Annotated in this window: 15 protein-coding genes and 1 tRNA gene; 5 read left to right on the plus strand and 11 right to left on the minus strand. The window is 35.0% G+C overall.

Annotation, left to right across the window (positions count from 1 at the left end; translation table 11 throughout):
- Positions 1-180: 180 nt before the first annotated feature.
- A complete protein-coding gene (locus tag ACFOWM_RS00475; RefSeq protein WP_379705492.1) occupies positions 181-2325 on the plus strand; it encodes a carboxy terminal-processing peptidase in 2145 nt (714 codons plus the stop codon).
- Positions 2326-2391: 66 nt separating this feature from the next.
- Here the strand turns inward: ACFOWM_RS00475 and ACFOWM_RS00480 are convergent, their stop codons facing one another.
- The 6 genes from ACFOWM_RS00480 to ACFOWM_RS00505 all read right to left on the minus strand — a co-directional run bounded on the left by ACFOWM_RS00480 (position 2392) and on the right by ACFOWM_RS00505 (position 10146).
- Positions 2392-2880 carry a DinB family protein gene (locus tag ACFOWM_RS00480; protein WP_379705495.1) on the minus strand — a complete coding sequence of 163 codons (489 nt, stop codon included), beginning with the start codon at positions 2878-2880 and terminating at the stop codon, positions 2392-2394.
- Positions 2881-3000: 120 nt separating this feature from the next.
- Positions 3001-4665, minus strand: coding sequence for a S8 family peptidase (locus tag ACFOWM_RS00485; RefSeq protein ID WP_379705498.1), 1665 nt, complete (start codon positions 4663-4665; stop codon positions 3001-3003).
- A gap of 102 nt (positions 4666-4767) precedes the next feature.
- The gene (amaB, locus tag ACFOWM_RS00490) at positions 4768-6291 is read right to left on the minus strand and encodes an L-piperidine-6-carboxylate dehydrogenase (protein ID WP_379705501.1); all 1524 of its coding nucleotides are present in this window, start codon (positions 6289-6291) and stop codon (positions 4768-4770) included.
- Positions 6292-6389: 98 nt separating this feature from the next.
- Positions 6390-7997: an OstA-like protein gene (locus ACFOWM_RS00495; RefSeq protein ID WP_379705505.1), complete on the minus strand. Its 1608-nt coding sequence runs from the start codon at positions 7995-7997 to the stop codon at positions 6390-6392.
- A 57-nt stretch (positions 7998-8054) separates the two neighbouring features.
- The gene (locus ACFOWM_RS00500) at positions 8055-9080 is read right to left on the minus strand and encodes an MlaD family protein (RefSeq protein ID WP_379705508.1); all 1026 of its coding nucleotides are present in this window, start codon (positions 9078-9080) and stop codon (positions 8055-8057) included.
- Between the two features lie 82 nt (positions 9081-9162).
- Positions 9163-10146, minus strand: a complete 984-nt coding sequence (locus tag ACFOWM_RS00505; RefSeq protein WP_379705510.1) for an N-acetylmuramoyl-L-alanine amidase family protein — start codon at positions 10144-10146, stop codon at positions 9163-9165.
- A gap of 90 nt (positions 10147-10236) precedes the next feature.
- Between ACFOWM_RS00505 and ACFOWM_RS00510 the strand changes: the two genes are divergently transcribed.
- Positions 10237-12963: a putative LPS assembly protein LptD gene (locus ACFOWM_RS00510; protein WP_379705513.1), complete on the plus strand. Its 2727-nt coding sequence runs from the start codon at positions 10237-10239 to the stop codon at positions 12961-12963.
- A gap of 16 nt (positions 12964-12979) precedes the next feature.
- Here ACFOWM_RS00510 and ACFOWM_RS00515 read toward each other — a convergent pair whose 3' ends face one another.
- The 3 genes from ACFOWM_RS00515 to ACFOWM_RS00525 form a co-directional block, all read right to left on the minus strand.
- Positions 12980-13708: a lysophospholipid acyltransferase family protein gene (locus tag ACFOWM_RS00515; RefSeq protein ID WP_379705516.1), complete on the minus strand. Its 729-nt coding sequence runs from the start codon at positions 13706-13708 to the stop codon at positions 12980-12982.
- A gap of 9 nt (positions 13709-13717) precedes the next feature.
- Complete coding sequence (ung, locus tag ACFOWM_RS00520) at positions 13718-14407, minus strand: uracil-DNA glycosylase (RefSeq protein ID WP_379705519.1); 690 nt, start codon at positions 14405-14407, stop codon at positions 13718-13720.
- 80 nt (positions 14408-14487) lie between these two features.
- Positions 14488-14561, minus strand: a tRNA-Arg gene (locus ACFOWM_RS00525).
- A gap of 253 nt (positions 14562-14814) precedes the next feature.
- On the opposite strand from ACFOWM_RS00525, the gene ACFOWM_RS00530 reads away from it, so the two are divergent.
- Positions 14815-16161, plus strand: coding sequence for an OmpA family protein (locus ACFOWM_RS00530; RefSeq protein ID WP_379705522.1), 1347 nt, complete (start codon positions 14815-14817; stop codon positions 16159-16161).
- Positions 16162-16286: 125 nt separating this feature from the next.
- On the opposite strand, the gene mqnE is transcribed toward ACFOWM_RS00530, so the two are convergent.
- On the minus strand, positions 16287-17411 hold the full coding sequence (mqnE, locus tag ACFOWM_RS00535) for an aminofutalosine synthase MqnE (protein WP_379705525.1): 1125 nt from the start codon (positions 17409-17411) through the stop codon (positions 16287-16289).
- 177 nt (positions 17412-17588) lie between these two features.
- Between mqnE and ACFOWM_RS00540 the strand changes: the two genes are divergently transcribed.
- Positions 17589-17894, plus strand: coding sequence for a hypothetical protein (locus ACFOWM_RS00540; RefSeq protein WP_379705528.1), 306 nt, complete (start codon positions 17589-17591; stop codon positions 17892-17894).
- Between the two features lie 91 nt (positions 17895-17985).
- Entirely contained in the window at positions 17986-19254 is a 1269-nt protein-coding gene (locus ACFOWM_RS00545) for a nucleoside permease (protein WP_379705531.1), read from the plus strand.
- Positions 19255-19334: 80 nt separating this feature from the next.
- On the opposite strand, the gene trxA is transcribed toward ACFOWM_RS00545, so the two are convergent.
- Positions 19335-19652 (minus strand): thioredoxin, encoded by a 318-nt coding sequence (gene trxA, locus ACFOWM_RS00550; RefSeq protein ID WP_379705534.1) that lies wholly within the window; start codon positions 19650-19652, stop codon positions 19335-19337.
- Positions 19653-19665: the final 13 nt, after the last annotated feature.

Raw genomic sequence — 19665 nt, forward strand, 5'->3', positions numbered from 1 at the left:
ATCAACCGCAATAGTGTATTTTTAAATTGAAATATTTTAAAGTGTACAAATGAGCTTTTGTTAGGTAAAAAAACGTTCATCCCGTTTAACAAAACATTAGTACCATTTAACGGAACGTTTTGAAAGCGTATTTCAGTTTTACATTAATTTTATAGCATGCAAAAAATTGCAACATTTATTATGAGTAAGAAATTTTTACCGATCATGTTTGTGCTAATGGGGGCCGGCTTATTTGTTGGGCTGAAGTCTATGGGCAAATCTGAAAATAACGACGAAAATCCAAAGTTACGCTACGCAAAAATTTTACGAAATGTAGGCATATTGTTAGAAGAAGGTCATTATAGTCCTCGTAAAATTGACGATGCGTTCAGCAAAACGGTTCTCAAACGATTTATTGAGGATTTAGATGGCGAAAAAAATATTTTTTTACAATCAGATATTGATGCGTTTAAAAAATATGAAACTAAAATTGATGACGAAATTCATGGTGCAGAAATTGAATCGTTTTTCGATATTAATAATGTGTATTTAAAAAGACAAGCAGAAGTAGCTACTTTGTACACCACCATATTGGCGAAACCGTTTGATTTTACCATCAATGAAACCATTGAGTCGAAGCCAGAAAAAATGAATTTTCCTACAACGGAAGCAGAGCGTACTGATATGTGGCGTAAGCGTTTTAAATATTTAGCATTGGTGAAGTACACTGATTTGTTAGATGAAAGAACGAAAAACAAAGACAAAAAAGATTTTAAAGTAAAAGCAGATTCAACCCTTGAACGTGAATCAAGAGATTTTGTTCGCAAACAAATGGAACGTTATTTTACTACCAAAAAAACAAGGGAAACGGTTGATCAAAATTTTAGTGATTTTGTAAATGCTATTGTGGGTACAATGGATCCTCACACAGATTATTTTGCACCGGTTGATTTAAGAAGTTTTAATGAATCAATGAAAGGTAGTTTTTATGGTATTGGTGCACAATTAAAAGAAGAAGATGGTAAAATAAAAATAACAAGTTTGGTAAGTGGTATGCCTGCATGGCGTAGTGGCGAATTAAAGGAGAATGATGAAATAATAAAAATTGCACAAGGTGCCAACCCTCCTGTTGATGTTACAGGTTATTCAGTAGAAGATGCTGTGAAATTAATTAGAGGCGAACAAAAAGGTTCAGAAGTACGATTAACCGTAAAGAAAATTGATGGTAGCATTAAAGTAGTTTCATTATTGAGAGATGTAATTAATTTAGATGAAACCTTTGCCAAATCAGCAATTGTAAATGGTGCTCATAAAATAGGTTACATTTATTTGCCTGAGTTTTACGCTGATTTTAGTGACCCTAAAGGTCGCCGTTGTGCAGCAGATGTTGCTAAAGAAATTGCCAAACTAAAAGCCGAAAACGTAGAAGGCATTGTATTAGATTTAAGAGGTAATGGCGGCGGTTCATTGTATGATGTTGTGCAAATGGCAGGTTTATTTATAGAAGATGGCCCCATTGTACAAGTTAAAAGTAGGGATGAAAAACCATCTATTTTACGAGATAGAGATAAGTCTGTTTTATGGGATGGCCCATTAGCTGTTATGATTGATGAGGGTAGTGCATCAGCATCAGAAATATTTGCAGCTGCTATACAAGATTATAAAAGGGGTATTATTATAGGTAGTACCAGTAGTTATGGTAAGGGTACCGTACAACGTACTATACCGTTAAACCCTGAAAGTGAAAACACTTTGTTGAGCAACAATAAAGCTGAAGATTTGGGTTCATTAAAATTAACCTTACAAAAGTTTTACCGTATTAACGGCGGCGCTACCCAATTAAAAGGTGTAACACCAGATGTAGTGTTACCGGATCGTTTTGATTATTTAAAAATTAGAGAAAAAGATAATCCTTATGCATTACAGTGGGATGAAATTGCAAAAGCTGATTTTACACCATGGATGAGTACATCAAACATAAGTAGTGTTGTATCAAGTGCCAATGCAGAAACAGCTAGCAGCAATAATTTTAATAAAATAAAAGCCAATGTAGCAGTGCTAGCAGCCAATGCCGATAAGCCTTACAGCTTAAACATTAAGCAGTATGAGGCTGATCAACAAAAGTTGAAAGCTATTTATAAAAACTTAGAAGAGGCTTATAAATTAGCGAAACCAAATGATGTATTAAATTTAAGTGCTGATTCGGTTGAAATTAATGCATCAAAACAAAAAGTAGATCGTAACAAACAATTTATAAAACGAATTGGTGAAGATATTTATATTGATGAAACTGTAAAAATCATCAATAAAATGATTGTGAATGATAAAGTGGCGAAGCAACAATAACAAAATACATTTAATACATAAAAGCCGTTTCAACAATTGAAACGGCTTTTTTATAAAGTGTTATTGTTAAACGCCATAGCGTTCTTTAGCGATATTAATGTGGTGGTACACATGGCCTACACATATTATTCCGAGTAAGCCTGCGCTACCTTCAAGACTGTTAAACCAGCCTTTTTGCTGTAGCATAGTATCGTTTAATGATCTAAATAACAATTCCGTACTTTTTCTTACAACATACATTTCTTCCACCAAATCATTCCAACTTCTGCTATTGGCTTGTGAAGCAGTTGCATACAAATTTTCATCGTAACCTGGCAAGTCTACCGTTTCACCACGAGCAATGCATAAAGCCCTGTAAGTAAATATGCGTTCGGTATCAATAATATGTTGTAGCAACTCTTTTAAAGTCCATTTTTCAGGTGCATATGCATAGGTTGATTTTGTTTCATCAATACTATTCAAAAAAGCAGCTAAAATAGTAGTTTGTTGTTGTAGTGCGGTATTAACGCTAGTTTCAGCCACCAATGCAGTGTACTTATCGAAATAATTTGCCATAGTTGTCTAAATATTTTTATCAAATGTACAAGTAAAATTTGCTTGTCAAAAAACGATGGCCTTATAAATAAAAAAAGCGCTGGCTTTATATACCAGCGCTTAACATACTTAAAAATTATATTAACCCTTCGTTGTTTTTTTGATTTTAGTTGGAGGCAACACTACTTTTTTAGTTGTTTTAATAGTGCCTGCATATTTTAAAGCTTCATAAGCGTTTACAAAACCACCTGTTTTAGATAAGTCGCTCAACGAAACTTTTTCTTTTGTTTCAGGGTTGTTTACTTTTTCTTTTGGAGCCACAACTGATTTTTCAATAGCTTCTTTTAATTGTACCGCTGTTAAGTTAGGGTAGTACTGCAATAATAATGCTGCAACACCAGCTACTACAGGGCAAGCCATTGATGTGCCGCTAGCATCACCATAGGTATTACCACCTGGTATGGTTGAGTGAATGTTTACTCCTGGTGCAAAAACATCAACTTCTTTTTTACCATAGTTACTAAATGAAGCGGTTAAACCACCATTTTTTAAATCGCCTGCAGCACCAACGGTAATTACGTTGTTGGCTCTTCCTTTACCATCAGCAAAAACCGGGTTCGGAAAATTATAAGTTGTATCAACATTTTTTGAGTCGTTACCAGCAGCATGTACTAACAATACATTTTTACTAGCAGCGTATTTAAAAGCTTCATCAACCCACTCTTTGTTTGGCGAAAAATCTTTACCAAAACTCATGCTGATGATTTGTGCTCCGTTATCAACTGCATATCTAATAGCGTTCGCAATATCTTTATCATGCTCATCACCATCTGGTACGGCACGTATTGCCATAATGCTCACATTATCTGCCACACCATCAACCCCTTTATTATTGTTACGAACAGCTGCTATAATACCAGCACAGTGTGTACCATGAAAAGGTGTGTTGGCCATAATATCATTGTTACCATAAAAACGGTCGTTGATATTGGTTTCATCATCTTGCACAATATTTTTTCTGTAGGCTTCAGGTGCATTTGTAGCGCTTTCACCTTTACGAACTTCTCCATTTAACTCTTCAATGAGTTGTTCGTTTGTAATATCAGTTGTGTTATTTGCTTTTGAAATATTGGTTAAAATACCTTTTGCAGCTTTTGCATTGGCATCAGTAGGGTTGTAGCCTTCAAAGTCTTTAACCGTATACTCTTGCTTGTTTAAATCTTTTTTAATGATAGAGTCACCAGCTATAATTCGCTTTAGCATGGTTTGTAACACAGCTATTTGTTTAGGATCAACATCTGCTACAACTTTTTCTTTGGCTCTTGTATAATCAGCGAATTCTTTTTTATCAGCCGCCGTTACAGCATCAGCAGCGGTTTTACCTTCCCACTTTGCTTTTAAACTATGGTATACCCTAGCAGCTTCATAACTGTCTTCTTTTACGTTTCTACCATCTTTACCACCAATAAAGTTCCAGCCATGTACATCATCAATGTAACCATTTTTATCATCATCAATACCGTTGCCTGGTATTTCTTTAGGGTTGGTCCATAAAATGGGTTTTAAATCTTCGTGAGTAGTATCAATACCACTGTCAATTACAGCAACCACTACACGTTTGCTTTTTAATTTTTTTAGTTTAGCTAAATCGTATGCTTTTTGAATACTGATACCGTTATAGCCTGTGGTTGCAGGGTCTAACAAATGCCAATTTTGAGGCACTGTTTCTTTCGTAGTTTTTTGGGCATAAGTACTACCTGCGCCTAAAAGGATGGCAGCTACCGTAAGTGATAATAATTTATTCATTGTTGTGTGTTATTGTTATTTATTTAAAACGAATGTATGATGAACCTATCAGCTAACATTACCATTTATACTTTTTATAAAAAATTTGTAAGATGATGTTTGTTACAAATCAAATTTAATGCCTTGTGCCAACGGCAATTTATCAGTATAGTTAATGGTATTGGTTTGCCTACGCATGTACACTTTCCAAGCATCGCTACCACTTTCTCTACCGCCACCTGTTTCTTTTTCGCCACCAAATGCACCGCCTATTTCAGCACCAGATGTACCAATGTTTACATTAGCAATACCACAATCGCTACCTGCGGCAGATAAAAACTGCTCAGCTTCTCTTAAATTATTGGTGATTATAGATGATGATAACCCTTGTGGTACACCGTTTTGAAGGGCAATGGCTTCATCCATCGTTTTATATTTCATGATGTATAAAATAGGTGCAAAGGTTTCGTGTTGTACAATTTCAAAACTGTTTTTTGCCTCGGCAACACAAGGTTTTACATAGCAACCACTTTGGTAATTTTTACCTTTTAAAACACCACCTTCAACAATAAAATTACCACCTTCGGCCTTGCATTTTTCAATGGCATCAACATAATTTTTTACAGCATCGGTATCAATCAACGGGCCCACATGATTTTTTTCGTTGAGTGGGTTGCCAATTTTAAGCTGGCTATAAGCATTAATTAAATGCTCTTTAAACTTATTGTAAATTTTTTCGTGTATAATTAAACGACGGGTGGTTGTGCAACGTTGGCCTGCAGTACCTACTGCACCAAATACGGCTGCTGTAATAGCAATATTAATATCGGCTTCAGCACTTATAATAATGGCATTGTTGCCGCCTAACTCTAACAAACTTCTACCCAAACGTTCACCTACTGTTGCCGCTACAGCTTTTCCCATACGAGTACTACCTGTGGCGCTTACTAAAGGCACTCTTGTATCGGCACTCATCCATTCACCTACATTACGGCCACCACTTATTAGGCCACAAACACCTTCAGGAACATTATTTCTTTTAAAAACGCTTTGTATAATATTTTGACAAGCTACACCACATAAAGGTGTTTTTTCACTCGGTTTCCAAATGGTAACATCGCCACAAACCCAAGCCAGCATACTGTTCCAGCTCCATACAGCAACCGGAAAGTTAAAGGCGCTGATGATGCCCACAATACCCAATGGGTGGTACTGTTCATACATTCTATGACCGGGGCGTTCACTGTGCATGGTTAGGCCGTGTAGCTGACGTGATAAGCCCACCGCAAAATCGCAGATATCAATCATTTCTTGTACTTCACCCAAACCTTCTTGCAAACTTTTACCCATTTCGTAGCTCACCAAGGTACCTAATGCTGTTTTGTATTGGCGTAACTCCATCCCAATTTGGCGAACAATTTCACCTCTTTTTGGGGCAGGCCAAGTACGCCATTCAGCAAAGGCCGATTGTGCTTTTTCAACTACTGCATCGTAAGCAGCTCTATCTGCTGCAGCAACGGTGCCAATTAAAGTACCATCAACAGGGGAGAAAGATGATAATTTTTCGCCTTTGGTTTTAAGCCATTGTAAACCTGTTGATACGCCTTTATTATGGGCGTTGATGTTGAGTGTCTTTAAAAAATCCATGTGTAAAAATTTGTGTTGCAAGGTAAGTATCTAAAAGCAATTTTAAATCAACCAAAGGGTTTCTAAAATTTTAGATAAGCATATGAATAAAACGTTATTTATTCGAATAATGATAATTTGGTTTTGGGGCGACGAGCATCTTGCCAATTAAAGTTTTTTAAATACTTTTTATCAGCTGGTATTTGTTTAATGGGGTAAAGCACACCATTCACTTCGTTCACAAATTTTATTTTTTGTACGGCTTGCTTAGCAAAATAAACATCTACCAAATCACCACTGCTTAAATTCATACCAATATAGGCACTATCATTATCTTGAGGGTAAAAAATAGTTTCAGCAGGTGAGCCTTTAATACGGGTATAATCAATTTCTCCCTTAATAAAATATGCATTTAAAGTACGACCACCAGCTTGGTTGTAAATGGCTGGGTTTTGTTGATTGATGACGATGCTGTTATTGAAAACATACAAACGTTTAGGTTGTTGATTTTCGGTGAAAAGGTACATGGTATCGCCGCTTACTTGGCTTTTGTCTTTCCAAAATACGGGACTTTTAAACATTCTAAAAACAGAGTCTTCGGTAGAGTAGTACATACTATCACTCACGGCTTGGGCAGAGTCATTATAAATACGAACATTTTTATAACCTAAAACATAGCGTATACTGTCTTGCGGTGTTTTGGTATAAATTTGTTTGTTGCTGATGGTATCAACCTTGGTGTACATTTTTTTTGAAATACTATCATTTTTTCGAAGGCCAGAAAAAAGGGTATCAGCAGCAATGTAGGTACTGTCTTTTTCTTTTGCGATAACCACCACAGGTTTTTGCGTTGCTAAAAACGAATTTTCTTTTTTATTTACTTCAATTTTATTGGCAATAACAATGGAGTGATTGGTACTATCTACATATTTTGCCCTACCTTCTAAAACATATACCCCTGTTTTTTCATCTAAATACATGTTATCAGCAATGGTGGATGAAGTGCTATCGCTGATTAAAGTACGATCATAAAAACGGGCTTCACCCGTTTGCAAATTATACGTACCATTTTTTGATTTGATGGTTTTGCCTTCACTCGTTTTAATAAGGGTAGGCGCAATAAGGGTGGCTGTTTTAAAAGCCGTATTGTACATTAAGCTATCGGAAGCTATGTTGTATTTGGGGTCCGTTAAACGAACGGCTTTTTTAAAATACACATCTTTTGTATCTGAATAATACACGGCATCGCTACTGGTTAAAACAGAAGTGCCGTTGATTACTTTACCACCATTTTTATAAGTAGCAATACCACTTTCGAGGTTGTACTCTAAATCATTGGTAACTAAAGTGCCTTTACCATCAGTAAGTTTTACGTTGTTTTTAAGGTAAGCAACTCTTTCTTTGCCGAGGTAACGTAAATAATTTGCGTAAGTATTTACTGTATCAGCATCGTTAATGTGAACGTTACCAAACACTTCGGCAATTTGTGTACGTGAATTAATGACAATACTATCGCCAGATAAAATGGTGTTGCCTTGTTTTACTTTAGCATTACCGGCAAGGGTTCGTAATGAGGTGCTATCATCTAACGTAATAAAACGTGAACTGTTACCACTAATGATGATAATGCGTTTACTACTATCAATAGGTACGGTAGTTTGTGCAATAGTAGTTATTGAACAACATATGAATAGCCATAATAAAACACCACGTAACAGTTGCTTCATGCTTTTGTTTTGATACTGCAATTTGTATAATTAAATACAAATGCTTTCACAAAATTGTTATGGTTTTACTTTTTCAACATAATAAGGGCTGTTCAACGTATCAGGCAAAGGTGTTTGTAATACGCTGCCGCTTTGTTTTTTGCCAAAAACTGAAATACTTACGTAACGTTTTGGGTTTACACGAATATCATCTAACAACAAATTGAGCTTGTTACCTGTTGATGCTAAGTTTTTATACAAAGTGGGGTCGTTTATTAAGCGACCTAGCGTACCATCGTTGCTATTGAATTTGCTCATCATCCCTTTTAAATTGTTGATGGCAACATCTAATGTGTCTAAGGTTTTCTTCAAATTTAAATCGGCAAACTTGGTGGTGGTTTTATCGAGGTTGCTGATAACACTGGTAATTTTTTCATTGTTCGCTGCAAAATTGCCTGTGATAGCACTTACATTGTTCAGCGATTTTGCTAATGCACCTGTTTGTGTATTTAGCAAACTATTTAACGATGCGGTAGAAGATACCATAGCTTCTGTTACTTTATTTAAATTGGCTATGGTGGCAGCAATATTATTTTTTGCGTTGGGGTCGAGTATGCTATTGAAATTACCTAATAGTGTATCAACACTTGAAACGGCTTTACGTACTTCGTATAAAACAGGGTCTACTTTTTTTAGTACCTCATCAAACACACCGCCACTGGTTTCCGTTAAAATGGTTTCTTTATCTTTTAAAAATTCTTTGGCATCGCCCAATTTAATTTCGATACTTGGTGTACCAATCGGGTTTGATTTTATAACGGCTACAGAGTTTTTGGGGATATTGATATCTTTCGTAATGGTCATATCCACTATAATCTCCCTCATATTTTTATCGGTACTAATTTTATATACGGTACCTACTTGTAAACCATTTATAACTATGGGGTTAGAAGTTTGTAAACCTTGAACATTGCTGTATTTACCGGTAATAGTGGTATCGTTACTCCACAATTTTTTTCCTTTGAGGAAATTAAATCCCAATATTAATAAGGCCAAAGCGATGATAGTAATAAAGCCTACTTTAGTTTCGTTTGTAATTTTCACTTTTATAGTTGTTTTTGATAAACAATGGAAGTAATTCGTAAAATGTTCCTATTACTATTCCAAATTATTAGCCAAATTATTATTATGGTTTATTGTTAGTGCCTGTACCACTGCCTACAGACTTGGTGCTTTCTAATTGATTTTTGTATCGAATAACAGCTCTGGTAATGGCTTCTGCTAATTCTTGCTGTCCTTCTTCGCTGTTTAAATAGCGTTCATCTTCAGGGTTATTGATGTAGCCTGTTTCCACTAAAATAGCTGGCATTTTTGTAGCAGATAGTACCCATATACCCACTTGACGTTGTTTTACACCCAAAGCTTTTCTACCTGTTGCAGCAATTTCATCATTAACGTAAGTAGCAATACGGTCGCTTTTTTCTTGGTAAAGTTTAGCGTAAATCTGTGCTAATTGTCGGCCCTCAGGTGAATTAAAGTTAAAACTATTGTACACACTATCTTCAGTTGCGGTTTCCATAATAACATCTTCTGCATCACCATTTTTCATAATGGCATTGAGTTTATCGCCGGTTTTTGGGGCAGCGAATATATAAACCGAAGTACCATTGGCTTGTAAAGGCATTTTAAAATATTCGTAAACAGGCTCAACAGCTTCATATGGGGTTGATATTTTTTTGCGTCTTTTGCCTTTGCCTTTGTAAGTGATTTTGTAACGAGTTACTGTACGGGTACCAGTTTGGCGCCTGCCCGTTTTAAGCGGACCGCTATCAGCATGTATACATAAAAACAAATCGCCTTTGGCTTCGTTGGCAATGTTGGCTTTTACCCTCACATTATCAAACACATCAGTAGTACGGGTGGGTACCACTTTTACATCGGGTAACTGCTTTTTTAATTCAGCCACTACTTTTTTTGAAATAGCCAATGTAACATCTTTTTCTTTTGAGCGTAACGAATTTTCATATACGGCAACAGCTCCAGCATCTTCGCCACCGTGGCCAGCATCCACTACAATGGTTCTTAATTTTTTAGCTTGTGCAGCACTTTTGTTTGAAACGGCGCCTATTAAAAAAAAGCAGCAGAGTAGTAAGCATCCCTTTCTTATCATATTCAACAATGTTTTAAAATAGTTTTTGTTATAATTTTTATAAACAATTTGCCATAAAATTTTAATAGCTACTTTTGCGCTTTCTTATTTATGAACAACAGTAACAAAGGTAAGGCAAAAAACATTTTGGCTTGGGGGTCTATAGTACTGTTGGTATTATTAACGTATCATTTACAAGCATTTACTGGGTTTAATAGCAATACTTATTTTTTTACGCATGCTATTGTTGACTCACCACCCATCAAAATCAACAAAGCTGATACAACCATATTACAAAAAGATGATACTTTACGTACGCCAAGGCTGAGTGAAGAAAAAAAACCGGTTGTTGATAGTAGTAAAATTCCGTTTGCTGATACATTTAATATACGATTATCGAAAGATTCATTATTAGCGCCTGTTGTGTACCATGCTGATGATTCGATGGTGATTGATGTGCCTAATGAAAAAATGTATTTGTATGGCAAGGTATCATCCGTTAAATATGATGAAAACGATTTATCGGCACCAGTAATTGAGTTTGATCAAAAAACGAGTACCGTAGGGGCGTACCTTAAAAAAGATAGCACTGGTAAAGTATTGGCCTATCCTTACTTTAAACAAAGTGATTTTGAATCAGTAAGTGATACCATTCGTTTTAATATGAAAACGGGCAAGGGCTTAACCAAAGGTACTTACACCAAACAAGGTGAAATGTTTGTGTATGGTGAAAAAATTAAAAAGGCTGATACATCTGTTTTTTATGCACTTAATGGCAGGTTCACTACTTGTAATTTAGATACGCCCCATTTTGCCTTTATTGCCAAAAAAATAAAATTCGTTAATAAAAAATGGGCCTATACAGGCCCGGTGCACCCAGAGTTTGAAGGGGTGCCATTACCTATTACTTTACCATTCGGTATTTTTCCACTTACACAAGGTAGGCATAGCGGTTTGTTAGCGCCTAGTTTCATTGCAGATGAACAACGTGGGTTGGCATTGCAAAACTTAGGGTATTATAAAATCATTACGCAAAATTTAGATGTTATTACTCGAGGCTCATTGTACTCTTATGGTAGTTATAATGTAACAGTGAATCCACGGTATTTTAAACGCTACCGTTACCAAGGCAATGTAAATGTTTCATATCAAAATTTTCAGCCATTAGATGCAGGTAAAACAAAATCTATCAATTTTCAATGGGTGCATAATGCTGATAATAAGGCAAGGCCAGGTGTAACTTTTATGGCCAATGTAAATGCAGGTAGTACCAAGTACAACAGCCAAGTACCTAACAATGCACAATTAAATTTTAATAACCAATTAGCATCTACCATTAGTTACTCAAAAGTTTGGAAAAATAAACCTTACAACATTTCAATTAATGCCAACCATAACCAAAACTCTACTACAGGTATCACCAATATATTTTTTCCTGATGCATCTTTTAATGTGAACACCTTGTATCCATTTAGACGAAAAGAACCAATAGGAGATTATAAATGGTATGAAAATATTGGCATTGCATATAATGGTAATACAAAGGCTCAAAGTAATTTTTATGATACTGCAGGCCGTATCATCAATCAAATTAATGATAATTTAAAGTATGGTGCAATCCATAGAGTACCTATTACATTAGCTTTACCATCACTAGGGGTATTGCAATTAGCACCATCAGTGTCGTACGAAGAAACTTGGTATCAAAGCAAAGTTACTAAGCAATACAACCCAGCAAGTAAAAAAATAGATACGGTTGATATTAAGAAAGGCTTATACACCGCAAGGCAAATGACGTTTGGGTTGACAGCCTCTACAAGGGTATTTGGTTTGTTTGGCTTTGGAGAAAAAAGTAGCATAAAGGCTATACGCCATGAAATTAGGCCTTCAATTACGGCTAACTATATCCCCAACTTCAACAATAAAAATTATTATAAAAGTGTAATTGATTCAGCAGGTAATTCCAGAAATGCCTCTTATTTTGAAGATAACAATTATGCAGCATACAATAATGTAGCTTTTGGTGGTATTAATTTTAGTATTGATAACAATATCACTGCAAAATTTCGAAACAAAAAAGATACATCAGCAAAAGCCGATAAGAAAGTGAGCTTGTTAGATGGTTTATCTATTTCTGGCTCTTATAATTTTTTAATTGATTCATTTCAATTCTCTTTTATTAGTGTAAGTGCAAGAACAAACCTCTATGATAAAATAAATGTTACAGCTACCGCATCATTTGATCCTTATCAAATAGATAAAACAACGGGTAGGCGCATCAATAAAACCGTTTGGGCTAAAAAGCCGTTAACCTTAGGAAATTTAACAAGTGCCACAGTTGCTTTGCAAACCAGTTTTAAAGGTGGTGATCAAAGTAAAAAAACGCCAACAGAAACTTTAAATTCAAATAGAAATAGTACTACTTTAAACAATGATGAATATGATAGGGATGCCGCTTATATACAAGCAAACCCTGGTGAATTTGCTGACTTTACTATTCCTTGGAGTATTGATTTATCATATTCATTAACCGTTTCGAAGTCATTTGATATAACAAAAGCAGGGTACACGTCAATACTAGCACAAGGTATTACCTTCAATGCTTCTACCAACCTTACGAGTAAATGGAAACTAGGTGCTCAAGGCACATTTGACGTAACATCGCAAAAGTTAGGTTACTTAAGTGGTTACTTATCGAGAGATTTACATTGTTGGCAAATGAACATAAGTGTGTCGCCAGTGGGTAGGTCACGTTATTTTAGCATCAGCATCAGCCCTAAATCAACCATACTTCGTGATTTAAAAGTAAATAGAACCAGATCGTTTACTGATTTTTAAATAAGTTGGTACACATTTAATTGTGTTGTAACCATTTGTTTTTCATAATGTCGTACACCTTATTATTCAACGATTTTGTATCAATATTTACAGGTGATACGGGTTCTAAATAATACATTTCTAATTTGTGTGGCAACAAGTAAAATGTTTTGTTAATAGGCATGGCTTTATTAGTACCAATCATAACACATGGTATAATTTCTTTTTGTGTATCTATCGCCAATTTAAACGCACCATCATAAAAAGGTTTCAAAGGTTGGTTGGTTCTGTTTCTAGTACCTTCTGGGTAAATGCACATGTGAATACCTTTTTTTAAAGTTTGTTTCATGGCTTCAAAACTTTTAACACGGCTACCTTCAGTTTTACGGTCAACCATAATACCGCCACGTTTGTAAAACCAACTAAAAATAGGCACTTTGGCAAATGAGGCTTTGGCTATAGTTTTATTAGGCCCGGGTACAAATGGTGCTGATAGGGGAACATCTAACAACGCATTGTGGTTGTACACTACAATATAATTTTCACCTTTTTTAAAATGATGGAGGCCATGCACCCTAACTGGGCAACCGATAATGGCTAACCAAAATCGCATCCAAATTTTTGATACTTTAATAAAATAGTATTGTCCTTTTGCATAATCTTTAAACAAATATGAAAACATAGAAGGAATAAAAATGATTAAGAAGGAAATTACAAAAGTTACCAATGCCCAAGCGGCCCAAATTCTTGCAAAAATATTTTTCATGTAAAGATGTTATACGTTGTTTGGTAGTAGGCTCCAATCAATAGGGTTGTAGCCGTTTTTAATTAAAAGTTGGTTGGTGGTTGAAAATGGTTTTGAGCCAAAAAAGCCTTTATCAGCCGAAAAAGGTGAAGGGTGTGCACTTTGTAAAATATAATGTTTGCCTTCATCTATCAATGATGCTTTTTCTTGAGCAAATTTACCCCATAAAATAAATATGAGGTGTTGCTTTTGGTCTGATAATGTTTCGATAACGGCATCGGTAAATGTTGTCCAACCAATTTTTGCATGACTATTTGGTTCACCATCTCTCACCGTTAAAGTAGCATTGAGTAACAACACACCTTGGTTAGCCCAATTGGTTAAATTGCCATAATTGTTAGGTAGGTTAATGCCTATATCGGCTTTTAATTCTTTAAAAATATTTACAAGTGAGGGTGGGGGCTTTACACCTTCTAATACAGAAAAACTTAAACCATGTGCTTGGTTGGGGCCATGGTAGGGATCTTGCCCTAAAATAACCACTTTCACATCATTAAACGGAGTGTGGTTAAAAGCATTAAAAATATGAGAACCTTTAGGGTAAATGGTTTTACCAGCCGCTTTCTCTGTTTTTAAAAAAGCCACAATATCAGCAAAATATGGTTGACTAAATTCTTTTTGTAAAGCTATTTTCCACGAAGGGTGTATTTGTACATCCATCAATTTTTTTTGTAAAAATAGCAATAGCACTACAATTGCTGTAAAAAAATAAAGCCTGTTGATAACAGGCTTTTAAAATGTGATCCGGATTGGATTCGAACCAATGACCCTCAGCTTAGAAGGCTGATGCTCTATCCAGCTGAGCTACCGGACCTCAGCATTTATTTGGGGTGCAAATATAGGAGATTAATTTTTAGAAAGAAAAAAATATCAATACAAAAGCAGCAATTTTATAATTTATTTTATCTTAAAACAAAATGTTCATATTTTATTAAAACAAAATTTATAGAATTGTTAAAAATTCTTGATTTGTAAATAATTAGACGTTACATTTGCTTATAAAGTCCAAATTCCAAAAAATTATGGGCTTAGTGAGATAACCTTTAAATTTAAAAAAAATAGCATTTATGAAACAAAAACTTACGCTGTTACTTTCATTGTTGGTAGTTGTTACCTGCGCAACTGCACAAATGGCGGATAGCAAATTTACCTCTGCAAAAAAAGGTAACTTGTTAGGAATACACTTAACTGCATTAGATGTGTATACACCTGCAACTTTTAAACAAACAAATACTCCTAGAACTTTTACTAACTTAAGGAAAATGGATATTGGTGTAGCCGTTTCTTACTGGAGAGGTTTAACCAAAACAATTGATTTCTCTACTAAAGTAGGTTTTTCAATGGATGATTTTAACTCAACTGCTTCTAACAGAGTAAATTTTAATAATGAAAACCAATATGCTGTTGAAGTAGAACCATCATTAAATTTCCGCCCATATGGTGATAACGCATTGGTTGCTCCATTTTTGTCAGTAGGTATTGGTGGTGGTCGTTATTCACACGACTATGGCGCTTATGTACCAGCTGGTGTTGGTGTTCAAGTTAATTTACAAAGTAATACCTATTTATTTGTGCAATCGCAATATCGTTTTGCGTTAACTAAAGATGTTTTGAAAGATGCAATTTCTTATTCTGTAGGTGTTGCTCAAAACTTTTCAAAACCAAAACCTATCAAAGTTGTAGAAGCTCCAATGGCTCCTGTAGTTTTAGATCGTGATGGTGATGGTGTTGTAGATGCTGATGATAAATGCCCAGATGTACCAGGTTTAGCTGCTTTAAATGGTTGTCCTGATGCTGATGGTGATGGTATTGCTGATGCTGATGATAAATGCCCTACAGTTGCAGGTTTAGCTAAATACCAAGGTTGCCCAATACCTGATACTGATGGTGATGGCATCAACGACGAACAAGACAAATGTCCTACTGTAAAAGGTTTAGCTCGTTACCAAGGTTGCCCAATACCTGATACTGATGGTGATGGTGTAAACGATGAAGAAGATAAATGCCCTACTCGTAAGGGTCCTGCTAGCAACCAAGGTTGTCCTGAAATTGCAAAAGAAGTAGTTGAAAAAATCAACTTTGCTGCAAAGAACGTATTCTTTTCAACTGGTAGCTTTAAATTATTACCAAAATCTTTCAAATCTTTAGATGAAGTAGTAACTTTATTAAAAGCTGATGAAAGTTTATTGATTGATGTTGATGGACATACTGATGCACAAGGTGCTGATGATAAAAACCAAACTTTATCTGAAAACCGTGCTGCTGCAGTTAAAAATTACTTAGTAAGTAAAGGTATTGCTGAAAGCCGTTTAAAAGCAACAGGTTATGGTGAAACAAAGCCTGTAGCTGATAACAAAACAGCTGCTGGTCGTGCAAAAAATAGAAGAACTGAAATGACTGTTAGAAATTTCTAATATTCATTCAATGATATAAAAAAGCCCTCGTTTATAACGAGGGCTTTTTATTTGGTATTAACACCACCCTATAAAAAAAGCATCATTTAAAAAAATGATGCTTTTGGTTTATAAAAATCTATTAATTAAAAATGGTTGATTTCGTTGTACAAGGTGTCTCTTTCTATCGGTGTTCTTTTCACTTGTTTTATCAATGTTACTAACTCTTCTGTTGACATAGTAGGTGTTTGCTCTTCGCTACCTGCCATGCTATAAATTTTTGTTGAATCATCAATAGTACCATCAATATCATTTACCCCAAACGATAATGATAATTGTGCATTTTGACGACCTAGCATTGGCCAATAAGCCTTCAAATGAGGGAAATTATCAAGGTAAATACGAGCAATGGCATACATACGCATATCTTCTGTAATGGTACTTTCTGGTACATGGCTCATATCATTATTGCTATTCCTAAATTTAAGAGGTATAAATGTATTAAAGCCTTTTGTTTTGTCTTGTAAATCCCTCAACTTTCGCATATGATCAATGCGGTGCTCATATTTTTCAATATGACCGTACAGCATGGTTGCATTACTATGCATACCTAAGTTATGAGCCGTTTCATGAATGTGTAACCAACCTTCGCCAGTTACTTTATCGGCAGCAATTTCCTTACGTATATCTTCATGAAAAATTTCAGCACCACCACCTGGCAATGATTGTAAGCCTGCATCTTTCAAGGCTTTCATACCTTCTTCAACCGATAGTTTTGCTTTTCTAAACATATAATCAAGCTCAACAGCAGTAAATCCTTTCACATGTAAATCGGGCCTGTGAGCATGTATTTTTTGAATTAATTCAATAAAATAAGCCATGTTCATTTTAGGATGTACACCACCCACTATATGAACTTCAGTAATAGGCTTACCATCGTAACTTTTTACAATATCCAACATCTGATCAATACTCAATTCCCAACCTTCTTCTTTGTGTGCATATAAACGTGAGTATGAACAAAATTTGCAACTGAAAACGCAAACATTGGTAGGTTCAATATGAAAGTTTCTATTGAAATATGTTTTGTTGCCGTGTAGTTTTTCTCTGACAAAATTGGCTAAAGCACCTGCAAAGGGTAAATCAGCTTTGTTGAAGAGTACCAAGCATTCCTCATCTGTAATGCGGATGCCATCCTTCACTTTTTGAGCAATATTTTTTAATTCAATATCAGTTGTAAAATCAATCAACGTATCAATAGCGGTGCTCATCGTATTTATTTTTTGCAAAATTACGAAAGTATATTGTTGCGTATACATATACACTACAATTGAGCTATCGACATCGGAAAACAATTACAAGTTTGTAAAAAACGCTATTAAAAATCTGTTTAACATCTTATAAACGCTCATCAGTACTGTATTGCACTAATTTGTACTTTAAAAAACATGGGTGCTCCATCACAACCTACATCGCAGCATATATTTAATGCATCGTCAAACTTACTAGGTATTTGCTTTTTGATATTAACGTCATTAAAAGTGTTGAACATAAACAGTAAAACGGTTATTGATGAAATCACGATGTTGGCTACTTTTTTGTTTTTATGTAGTTGTACACTTTCATTTTTATCAATAAGAAATAAAACCAATAACAGTATTGTATTAGAAAATATTGCAGATGTTATTTTTTTAGTTGGTTTACTGTTACTTTTTATAACTGCATTGTTGTTTTCATTTAACATGATACATTAATAAATAGCCATAAAAAAATAGCGCCGACACATAATAATTTAATAACTTACCACTTTGTTACTAACAATTATTAAAACCAAAATTATTTAAAATGCAAATTAGGTTTCGCCTTACTGTATTGAGTTTTCTTCAGTTTTTTGTTTGGGGTATATGGCTGATATCTTTAGGTGGATATATGTTTATTAACTTCAATAATCCGGTTGATCCTAATTTGGGGTTTAAAATTGGTAGCACTTACGGTACAATGGGTTGGGCATCATTATTTATGCCTGCTATTGTAGGTATTTTGGCTGATAAATATATTAGGGCTGAAATATTATTAGCTATTTGCCATTTTGCAGCTGCTATAAGTTTGTATTATGCTAGTACAGTAACCACTGCAACAGATATGATCACTGCCATTTTTATGGTAAGCTGTTTTTATATGCCCACCATATCGTTGAGCAATTCAATATCGTACAGTTTGCTCACCAAACATAATTACGATGTTCAAAAATCATTTGCGCCTATAAGGGTTTGGGGTACTGTAGGTTTTATAGTGGCAGAGTGGGCCGTTGATTTATTAGGTTGGACGCAGAACAATACCCAGTTTTACTTTGCGGCAGCAGCAGAAGTTTGTGTTGCCTTGTATTGTTTTAGTTTACCTAAAATTGAAACAATTAAAAGCACTGAAAAAAAATCATTTGTTACACGATTGGGGCTTGATGCTTTTTCATTGTTTAAAAACCCAACTATGTTGGTGTTCTTTTTATTTGCCATGTTGCTTGGGGCGGCCCTGCAAATTACCAACATGTTTGGCAACCCATTTTTAGGTGATTTTGGTAAAAACGCTTTGTATGCTGATAGTTTTGCGGTGAAACATAGTAATATTCTTATATCGCTATCGCAGATATCAGAAACACTCTTCATATTAGCGATTCCTTTTTTCTTAAAAAGATTTGGTATTAAACAAGTAATGCTCATTAGTATGGTGGCTTGGGTATTACGTTTTGGCTTATTCGGCATCGGTAATCCTGGTGCTGGGTTATCGTTTTTAGTATTATCAATGATTGTTTACGGTATGGCATTCGATTTCTTCAACATATCAGGTTCATTGTTTGTTGATAAAGAAGCTAAGCCAGAAATTAGGGCTAGTGCACAAGGTTTGTTCATGTTAATGACCAATGGTTTGGGTGCAATATTAGGAGGTGCTTTTGCTGGTAAAGTGGTGGATGTGTTTACGGATGCTACTGGTAATAAAGATTGGCCTTCAATATGGTACAGCTTTGCAGGGTACGCATTGTTGCTAGCTATATTGTTCCCTTTAGTATTTAAGTACAAGCATCGTAAAGATGCTATACCTGATACATTATCGCATTAAAATAATTAAACAATAATCTATAAAATTACAAGAGGCGTTTCATTTGAAACGCCTCTTGTAATTACATTATGCTGTAGTTATTAAATATGAGCTTCAATTTTCTTTACGAAATTTGATTTAGGTTGTGCACCTACTAATTTATCAACTACTTCACCGTTTTTAATAAACAAAATCGCTGGTATGCTGGTAATGCCATATTGCATTGATACTTGTGGATTTTGGTCAACGTTTAATTTACCTACGTTTACTTTACCTGCATATTCAGTTGCTAATTCTGAAATAACTGGACCAATAGCCCTGCATGGACCACACCATTCTGCCCAAAAATCTACTACGGTTAATTTATCTGAACTGATTACATCAGTTGAAAAGTTTGCATCTGTGAATTCTAGTGCCATAATATTCAATTTT

This window comes from Ferruginibacter yonginensis (genome assembly GCF_042651465.1).
Lineage (GTDB): Bacteria > Bacteroidota > Bacteroidia > Chitinophagales > Chitinophagaceae > Ferruginibacter > Ferruginibacter yonginensis.